10 protein-coding genes are annotated in these 8,229 nt (G+C 30.1%); 3 read left to right on the top strand and 7 right to left on the bottom strand.

Translation table 11 applies throughout. The annotated features are described in order from the left end of the window. Positions 1-131: 131 nt before the first annotated feature. Positions 132-725, bottom strand: a complete 594-nt coding sequence (locus ACFWM3_RS19455; RefSeq protein WP_390312583.1) for a DUF2441 domain-containing protein — start codon at positions 723-725, stop codon at positions 132-134. Between the two features lie 161 nt (positions 726-886). Next, positions 887-1,432 carry a GNAT family N-acetyltransferase gene (locus ACFWM3_RS19450; RefSeq protein WP_390312581.1) on the bottom strand — a complete coding sequence of 182 codons (546 nt, stop codon included), beginning with the start codon at positions 1,430-1,432 and terminating at the stop codon, positions 887-889. Between the two features lie 265 nt (positions 1,433-1,697). On the opposite strand from ACFWM3_RS19450, the gene ACFWM3_RS19445 reads away from it, so the two are divergent. Next, positions 1,698-1,922, top strand: a complete 225-nt coding sequence (locus ACFWM3_RS19445; RefSeq protein ID WP_390312579.1) for a hypothetical protein — start codon at positions 1,698-1,700, stop codon at positions 1,920-1,922. Positions 1,923-2,116: 194 nt separating this feature from the next. On the opposite strand, the gene ACFWM3_RS19440 is transcribed toward ACFWM3_RS19445, so the two are convergent. Then, positions 2,117-2,467, bottom strand: coding sequence for a hypothetical protein (locus ACFWM3_RS19440; protein ID WP_390312577.1), 351 nt, complete (start codon positions 2,465-2,467; stop codon positions 2,117-2,119). Positions 2,468-2,815: 348 nt separating this feature from the next. Further along, the gene (locus ACFWM3_RS19435; RefSeq protein WP_390312576.1) at positions 2,816-3,565 is read right to left on the bottom strand and encodes a metallophosphoesterase family protein; all 750 of its coding nucleotides are present in this window, start codon (positions 3,563-3,565) and stop codon (positions 2,816-2,818) included. Positions 3,566-3,776: 211 nt separating this feature from the next. Here ACFWM3_RS19435 and ACFWM3_RS19430 point away from each other — a divergent pair, with 211 nt between their 5' ends. Then, positions 3,777-3,911 (top strand): hypothetical protein, encoded by a 135-nt coding sequence (locus tag ACFWM3_RS19430; RefSeq protein WP_286131769.1) that lies wholly within the window; start codon positions 3,777-3,779, stop codon positions 3,909-3,911. A 346-nt stretch (positions 3,912-4,257) separates the two neighbouring features. After that, complete coding sequence (locus ACFWM3_RS19425) at positions 4,258-4,716, top strand: hypothetical protein (RefSeq protein ID WP_056475737.1); 459 nt, start codon at positions 4,258-4,260, stop codon at positions 4,714-4,716. Positions 4,717-4,747: 31 nt separating this feature from the next. Here the strand turns inward: ACFWM3_RS19425 and ACFWM3_RS19420 are convergent, their stop codons facing one another. From ACFWM3_RS19420 to ACFWM3_RS19410, 3 genes are all read right to left on the bottom strand, one after another. After that, entirely contained in the window at positions 4,748-5,725 is a 978-nt protein-coding gene (locus ACFWM3_RS19420; RefSeq protein ID WP_390312575.1) for an RpnC/YadD family protein, read from the bottom strand. Between the two features lie 971 nt (positions 5,726-6,696). Further along, a complete protein-coding gene (locus ACFWM3_RS19415) occupies positions 6,697-7,215 on the bottom strand; it encodes a DUF6933 domain-containing protein (RefSeq protein WP_390312574.1) in 519 nt (172 codons plus the stop codon). Between the two features lie 140 nt (positions 7,216-7,355). Then, positions 7,356-7,877, bottom strand: coding sequence for a YcxB family protein (locus ACFWM3_RS19410; protein WP_390312573.1), 522 nt, complete (start codon positions 7,875-7,877; stop codon positions 7,356-7,358). Positions 7,878-8,229 lie beyond the last annotated feature (352 nt).

Genomic DNA, 8,229 nt, shown 5'->3' with positions numbered 1-8,229 from the left:
TTCTTTAACTATATTTTTAATTCTAAAAACATACTTGCACTCTTAAGTAAATAATTTTGTTTATTAATAATATGGTCGTCAACTTACTCCCTGATTTAGTTGAATAAGAAATCTATATTAAAGTAGAACAATTAAACTTCGAAATCATCAATTATTTCTACTACTTTAATTTTCCCATTAATTAATAGCTCAGGAAGGTCATTAGTAACATTCCCCTTCCAATATTCTCTAGCTTGTTCAATTTTCCGAGCAAATGGTACCCCATCTTCCTTTGGTAAAAGATTTCCATCCCCTTCAAAGGAACTCCCATTAACGCTTAGTTTAACGATTTGTAAAACTTTTCTATTGAACGAATCAAATATTCCCTTCCATTTTAAAGCATCTTCGTAATTTTTGGCAGCGTATAAGCAAGACAGTCTAGACGGATATTCTGGATATTCTTGTAGTCTAACCATTTCTAAAATTACTTCTCTAATTGCCCTAGTTGTTTGACCTACATACTTCTTAGCAACTTCAGCGTTTTCTGCATCCAGTTTTAAACCTGTTTCAGTAAAATGTCTGTAAAAAATCTGTATGAAATCTTCACCTTTAGTATTTAATTGCTCCATTTCAAAAAAGAAGCTATATAAGGTATTTTTCTGTTCACTGTTGAATTCAATTATCTGCCCAAGGATCATTTTTTTTCTAGTAACAATGTGATAAACATATATTTCATTATCTTTCATAGTTCGTCTCCTACTTGAATACATCATTAATTATCCTTATTTTACCAGAAATAATAAATCCTTTGTTCAACTAATCAACCATAAATTGAAATAGAGAATGATCGAATAATGATTATCCTCTTATTTTTTGTTTAGCTAATGTACTGCTTTAGTTGAATAATTTAATACCACTCGTTTACTAATAGACCGTAAATAATATGGTCTACATAATGGTCATACAACCACTCTGCTTGCCTGATTTTACCTTCTTCAACGAATCCAAATCTTTCAGGAAGTGCTCTACTTTTGTTATTTTCAACAGCGACACTAACTTCAATTTTATTCAGTCCAAGATTTTTAAATCCATAATCAATTAAAGATTTAAATGCTTTTGACATAATTCCTTTACCTTGGAAGTGCTCCCCTAACCAATAGCCAATTGTTCCAATTTTATTTAACTTATTAATGTCGTTAAAACCAATTGTACCTGCAATTTTCCCTTTATAAATAATAGCGAATGACCTAGGTATTCCACCATTTTCAGCAAATGATTTCAACCTTGCATTAATATTTTGAGCAGTATCTTCTACACTTTCAATGAAATCTAACCAACCAAGCCATTCTTTTAAGTAAGCCTTTGAACTGATCGTTAAATTATAAAATTCTTCAACATCATTAATATTCAACATTCTTAACGACACATCTTCGTCGACCTTTTGTATTAACATTTCTTTCCCCTCGCTAATAAAAAACGTTTTTAAATATTTTACCAAAAATATCCTATTACTTCATACTTCTTATTGAACTATACTGACATTTTAGTAGATAACAAAAAGGATGGAAATCTATGAACAAAGAAAGGTTATATTCTTTGTTCATAGTAAAATGATTCATTCTTTCTTTCTACCTACGACAGGTTATCGCCAAATAAAGCGTATATCGCAGAGGTTCGGATTACATCAAGTCTTAATGAAACCATAGATTCAAAAACGATTGCTTTTTCGGACGACAAACATTACAAGCAAACCAAAAGGAGTCAAGGATGTATCATATACAATAAATAATGAATCGGCTAGCATTCAATATGCTCGATTAGGCGATCCGAGCGTTAAACAAATTCATTTCGAAGCAATTGATGACTCATACATGGCTGTTAAAAGATCAGATCAGAATGGAGTTGTATCAGAGGATCAATCAGAAGAAATGCCGTTTGATTAATCGGAAATCAAGGGGAAAACCATTCGGATTTATACAACTGATGGAAATAATAATAAAAGCGCATTTGAGACGATCGACATCCCATAATAATCATCTTTAATACTGCAATTAATGTGAACAGATGAAACAAACCCACCATCTATTGGTGGGTTCGATTATATTATTTAACCAACGTTCACAGTTAGCTTTATCTTTTAATTTACTGTACGGCTCAATTCTTCATGAAGTCCGTTGCTAGCTAATTTATCCATATTTAGAAGTAACGTTTTAACTTGTACAAAATCTTCAGTACTATCTAGTTCAAAGATTGCGACTAGATTGTTGTTATTTTCTTTAGAAACCTTCATTTTGTATTTACGTTTACGGAATAGACGTTCTACCCTTGTTCCACGAGCTACAGAAATTCTGTATGTGCCAGTATTATTGACTGTACCCGCATCAAATCCATTATATGAAAAATATGTATAATTCTCTGTAGGTTTAGATACTTTGATGTCTAATTCTTTGTTAAGAATAAAATCTTTCAGTAGGTCTAGTTTCGTCATTATCAATTCCTCCTTAGCCAATGGTGGCTTCTCTTGTAGTCGGAAAGTCAACCTCTGAAATATTAAAGGTCAGAGCTCATATTAGATAGCTCTTCTTCCTATTCAAATGATCATTTACCTCAAAATGAACTTGAACTCGATTAATTTTATCATAATAGTCCAAAAACATATAATAGTAGCTATTTTGTTAATTTGGCAACTCCATTTACTTCAACTAATTTGACCAGGCTATTAGATTGATAATCAAGAATCAGGAAGAAATATTCAATAGATAGCATCAACCAAATGATTATTATATGTTCCTTTTCTACTAAACATAATTACTGAAGTTCTCAAGTTTTAAAAAAATTATATTTCATACTTTGTAGACTTTGTTTTAGAAGAAATCGAATGAGTTGAGATGATTCCATCTTTATTTACCTTAATCCCATGTAATATCCCACCATATGCAGCTGCCCCATCAATACAGATCTTCGTTTTACAAGGTGAATACCAAATATCGAATTTCCCTTCAGTTTTGTGAAGGATTGATGTTGGGGTATGACCGAAAATAAATGTTTTATTTGTTTCATTTTTACCGTAGTGGAACGCTTCGCGAATCCAGTAAAATTCCTTGTCAGTCGTTTCTTTCCAATCTTCAAGATTAAGGTCGACTCCAGCATGAACGAATACATAATTTTCCCACTCAAAATACAATGGTCTAGATTTAATAAATTGTAGTTCAGATTCAAATTGCTCTTTCATTAATTGCGCTACTTCATTGGGACCTCTTTTATTTGTAATTTCAAATTTAAAAAATGAATTAATGGTTTCTAAACCACCCTGTCCGTAATAATACGCTTGTTTAAACTCAGGTTGCTCAAGCCAGTCCAATAACATTTGCTCATGATTTCCTAGTATAACAACCGCTCCGAATTCTTTTTCTAATTGCTCCGCTCTTATCAAAACCTCGTATGGATTCTCACCACGATCTACTAAATCTCCTAGTAACACTAGCCTTTCATGATCTGGATTCCATTGTTTAAGTAATTTTTCTAATTCATTTATACTGCCGTGTATATCTCCAATTGCAAATACCGTATCCGTATCCTTATCCATACATCCAACCCCTTCTGTAAACCTATTATTCCCACTAAATTGTTTAAATAATATAAATAGTTTAACAAATATGAATTACTAAAGTAAGTTATCCGTCTTATTGCCTTTTTACGTAATAAAGTTTTATTTAATTGTCCAATTATATCTAGGATAGTTTTTTTACCGCAGGGAATAATGAAAAGGTAAAATTTTGGTAAAGGGGATTTTTGAAATGAGTAATGAAAATAAAGATTTAAATAACAATGACTTTTTTATTGCAGATTTAACTAGTGATGCGAAGAGTAAGATTGAGAATTTGGAAGAAGAATTGGATATTACTTTGGTTGCTTATGATTGTAAGAAGTGAGTTTTCTAAGAGCGCTTTCCAGGGGTGCTCTTTTTTATTTTCTAAAAAAATAACACTCTTTTTAGTGAATGTTAAAGTAAGTATGTTTTAAATTTACAAGTAACTTTCTTGATGATGAATCACAATAAAATTGCTCCAAATTTGTAATGCCTCTTCGACTTTCTTCTGGACTAAAAATAATAAAGTTCCAAGGAAGTAAAAAAATAGGATTTATTTAGACGCTACCCGTATGATGAATAGACAAGCAACAAAAAACCATTTGTAGAATTAAGTAGATTAATGGAGAAAGGTTACAAAAGGAATTTCTAATTTCAAAAAAGAATTATTTCTTAAGGTGGTGGTATTCATGGGAGAACTAACGAATATGTTAAAAGATTTTCCAATAATTAATTTCGAATCGAAAAAACAATATCTACTGAAAGAAATATCAAAACGTTATCCGAATAATATAAAATTGCTTGAATTAGTAAATCAATTTAGAAAAAGCAATACTATCGTTTTTCCAAATGATTACCCTTTATCAAATGAATTCGTAAATACGTTATATATAGCTTTAAACTCTGATGAGGGTACGATTGAATTGTTGCTAAAAGAAAAGTTAGATGAACAAAATAAAGAATTAAAGGAAGATTATGACTACAAAATAAATTCTATCTTAAACCATTACGAAAGATTCATTAGCCTTTTGGAAGCTTATGATAATGAACTGGCGATTACATCGAACCATTTAGGTAGAAAAATTAACACACAAACTATTATCGACCTAGCAAGAAAACTAAAAATAGAATTAAAATCGATAGAATAGATAATAGGAACCTAACTTGGTTCCTTTTTGTTTATAATGTACCTCGCTGTAAATAAGTATTTAGTTTTGAAATAATTTCAGGATCGTTATCTTTAATACTCATTATTTCTCCGATAACTCTTTCCTGTTTTTTTCCGTCTTCTATTGATTCAATTAGATTTAATGTGTATTGTGGAATAGCTTTTCCATCGAAAAACCTAAATTGAATAGCATTCTTTAACATTGTTGATTTAGCTCTTACTTGACTAATTTGTTGAATATTGGTTGCAATTGAAGTCATAATTTCTTCGTCCCCTTCCAAAATATATTCATTTAATTCATTAATTATTTTTTCTAAAATTTTATCATCAGGTTGGAAGTAATAATCTAGGAATAATGTTATCATATTTGCTTTATCAGTGCCTAAAAAACCATACGATTCTATAACCTTTTGAAGACATGAAACTAAGATTTCGTAATCATCCTCTGAGTTGTCTCTATACATTAAAGGAGCTAAAGCCCAAATAATGGGATGATGATTAATACTTGAGTCTCGCCAGTAGAAATTTTTAAGATGAACTTCATTAAATGTAAAGACGTTTTTTTCTAATCCATCAACTGAATTGTATTCATACCTATTTCTAACTCCCGTGCGAGGGTATGAATTGAAACAAATAGCAAATGAATACACTGAACAATCAGGGTGATTACTTCTAATTAAACAATTGTACTCATATACTCTCCTCTGAAATTTTTTTTGAGAATAAGACTGGTTCTCGAAGTGAAGTAAAGTCTTCTTTTCCTCATCTTTTAAATAGACTTCAAAAAGAACATCAACAAATCTCGGTTCATTTTCCTTTATATTGAGTTTAGGTATGTCCGTTCCCTCGGATAGCAATCTAACGTGTCTGCTCCAATCAATTTTAAAATTAAAATCTGGATAAAAACATTGTAAATATTCTTCCAAAAACAGATGGAGGAGGTTTTTAAACATCCTATCGTGTCCTAAATTTTCAAATTCTTTACCCATATTTCCTCCTGGAAACGCATTTAGAATCAATTGTTTTTATAAATTGAAAAACAATGCTGCCTCTAGTACAGGTTCTTTTATTATATTGGATCTACTTGCACCAACCTTATCCTCCTTAAGTGTCTCATGTGAATCATAACTTTTTGAAGATCCGCTAATTTCGTTTTTGGGTCCTGGTTTTAAAAAGAAAATCAACAAAAAAACAATCGCAATAAAAGTTAAAATAAGAAATAATATTACTCTAAAAAAGCTCCCCATTATCCTCACCTTTTTCTTCAAATTACTAATCAAATAACTCTAGAACATTTAAATTCCAACATAAACTAAGTTAATCCAAAGTGAAGATACTAAAATTAAACTCAAACTTAGTCCAATGTTGATTTTCTCTTTCCATCTCTTATCTGATGGAATAATTGAAATCAGAAAACTCAGCAGGCTTAATAAAATACTTATACAATTTAAACTTAAAAATAGATTGAAGTTATTGAATCCATTAAAAGTGACATTTAAAATGAAAATTGAGTAACTAAAAATAAGATAGTAGAAACTTTTCAAATTTAACCCATCCCCGAGAAAACGTTCTATTTTGTGATTATATTAACATATTAATGTACTGGTAAAATGTTCTATATTTGAAAAATGTATGAAGATGGACTAATTATTAACGTTTGTTCCTTAAATTGTAACAATTAGTCATAATCTCTTTTATAAGAAAGATGGACTCAGAAGATGATTTTTAAACTACTGAAAATTCATATGTGTTTGCAACAAGTAATAAAAAAGAAAAAGAACGATATAGAATTATCGTTCCGTTAAAAAGTAATGTAAAAATTAAAGGTAAAAATGATAGACTTCCAAACAAGGAAATTTTAAAAGAATTTAAAAATGCATTAAAGAAAAACGAATTATGATTAATGCTTCCCCTTAATTATTGATATCAATTAATCACTACATTTGAAGGTTCCATAAGATTACTTCATTTGATGAAAAAACTCATCCAATGCTTCTCTCATCAATTTGTTCGGATAAGAACGTAACTTGTATAAAGGCGTGTCATTAAGATCAAGATTTAAGTGAAGCAAACTAATTATTTCATCTTCCTCTACCCTGTGGTAAACATAAGATTCAGCAAGATAAATCATATCATTCATTTGCGAAATAATACTTCGATCGCTTGTCGCAGTGTATTGAATTTCACCTAGTTGTTTCATATATTGATCAACTTTCTCCACATCAAATTCATTTGCCAGAAAATTTGTCACAATACTTCTCTTCATTAACTCTTCAAAATTTGTAAAATCCTTTTTTAATAGACCATACATAACAAAACAATATCTAGTTACATTATTCATTACCAATACACATTTTTTACGGCCAATTTTAAAGATATTAGCATGCCAGCAAAAAAGTTGATTCTCATTTGATAAATCTGGTTTCTCTACTTTTATTTTCATTTCATCTGAAAGTTTTTTTGTTAATTGAATGTACATGTTCTCATTTCCTCTTTCTTATTTTTCTATGGACAATTATATCTTAATTCATTTTTTAATCACTTACCGGACTACTCTCTGATGAAAATGTTTTGCATAATAAAAAAAGTGACTTTTTACTAGTCACTTTTTCATATCTTCTACATTTTAACCAATGGTACTGAAACGGAATCAAGAAACGCTTTTAATCCTTCACTATTCGATACTGCGTTTTTTGGGAGTACAAAGGCCCGATTTGATGCATAAAAGAAATAATATGCATAGTCTGCTTCTTTCACTTCAAGTATGTGCTCCCACTTGATAAAAGTCTCTTCGATCGGCGTTTTTTCAAGTAATCCTTTTTGATCTAAAACGATTTCAGTCTCTCCAAATAGCTTCTTATTTCTAGGATCTTTTGTAAACGAAGCTACACTTCTTTTAATTCGTTGCTTTTGATCGTACGGAGTGAAAAAAAAGTGCACTACAGCTAATACGATTATTAGCCAAAGATAATTCATAATCTTGACGTCTAACACATATGCGTACAAACAGAGCAAACCGAAAAAGTAGAGAGAAGCACCAGATCGTTGCTGTAAATAGCCTTTCCCTTTTGAGTTCGAGCTGTGCATATCAAAGTTAAAACGGTATACATCATTTTCTTCGTAATTAAAAGTAAAATTCATGCTGTCCCTGCTTCCCTATTTTCATAAAAAAAGTGACCAAATTGATCACTCTTTAAAGCGTTCATCCACTTAATTTTTTATTTTCTAATTAATCCAACAATTCAAATTATACTGAATGAATTACTAGAAGACAATGGACAAACCTGCCCAAACTTACTATCTTTTTCTGGAAGAATGGTCTTTCAATCGTATATGATAATAGTTTGATAATTTACCAAATTAGTCCCAATTACTTAAAAAATTATATTGATTCATTTAAGTAAAATTTACTTGAAATCGCTATATATAGTCTTATTTAGCTTAATTATTTTTATATTCGATGATTAGAATTTCATTAAACAAGCCTATAGTC

This window comes from Gottfriedia sp. NPDC058432, from assembly GCF_042721555.1.
Taxonomy (GTDB): domain Bacteria; phylum Bacillota; class Bacilli; order Bacillales; family Bacillaceae_G; genus Gottfriedia.
This window is presented reverse-complemented; position numbering and strand designations above follow the sequence as displayed.